The organism is Dietzia sp. SLG310A2-38A2 (genome assembly GCF_014145095.1).
In the GTDB taxonomy this organism is placed as follows: Bacteria; Actinomycetota; Actinomycetes; order Mycobacteriales; family Mycobacteriaceae; genus Dietzia.
The window spans coordinates 2,452-3,044 of sequence record NZ_JAALDX010000539.1 but is presented as its reverse complement, the minus strand read 5'-3'; the positions used below and the strand labels follow the sequence as shown (position 1 = coordinate 3,044).

Genomic DNA, 593 nt, shown 5'->3' with positions numbered 1-593 from the left:
CCACCGGGGGAGAGAGACGCCTGACTCCGGCGGGTGGCAATCAGGCCGGGGAGGGGCTCAAGAATGTGGCGGGGTGGTCACCGCTAAGGCGAGGAACCCCTACGGGGTGCTGGTGCTGATCCCCTTCCCCAGAGTTTGCCCGGTCACCATGTCGGCATAGACCATCTGCCCACGACGAGTAGCCCGCCCCGTATGGGTGCGAGCTTGGTCGTGACCCCTGCCCGTCGTCTGGCCAGACCCGAGGGAGGGGCGCCACAGCCGGTTCTGTGGTGTGCACACCGGAAGACGTTGAGTGGATGGGCGAACGTCCCTGAAAACGCCCTCTAGATCGCACGCTGAGCGATCACCGCGCCAGTCGTGGCCCTGAGGGCCACAACCGCACGGAAAGCACTCAGAGGCGCAATCAGGGGGTGTTGTCGAGAAGGCGGCGTATAGCGGCGTCTCGCTGGTCGTCTACGACCTGGGCCGCATCTAGGAGTGCCTGCCCGAGGTGGCGTGCCTCGTCGACGCTGAGCGCCTGGGCGGGGGTGTTGCCGTTCCATAGCCACAGGCCGACGCCGGGCACGTCCTCGTGGTCGGACTGCTGGACCCGC

The 593-nt window shown here is 67.3% G+C and carries 1 protein-coding gene; it reads right to left on the bottom strand.

Going from position 1 to position 593, the window contains the following annotated elements; genetic code table 11:
- Nucleotides 1–403: 403 nt before the first annotated feature.
- A partial coding sequence (locus G6027_RS17020) for a hypothetical protein (RefSeq protein ID WP_194306718.1) occupies nucleotides 404–593 on the bottom strand: 190 nt, incomplete at its 5' end.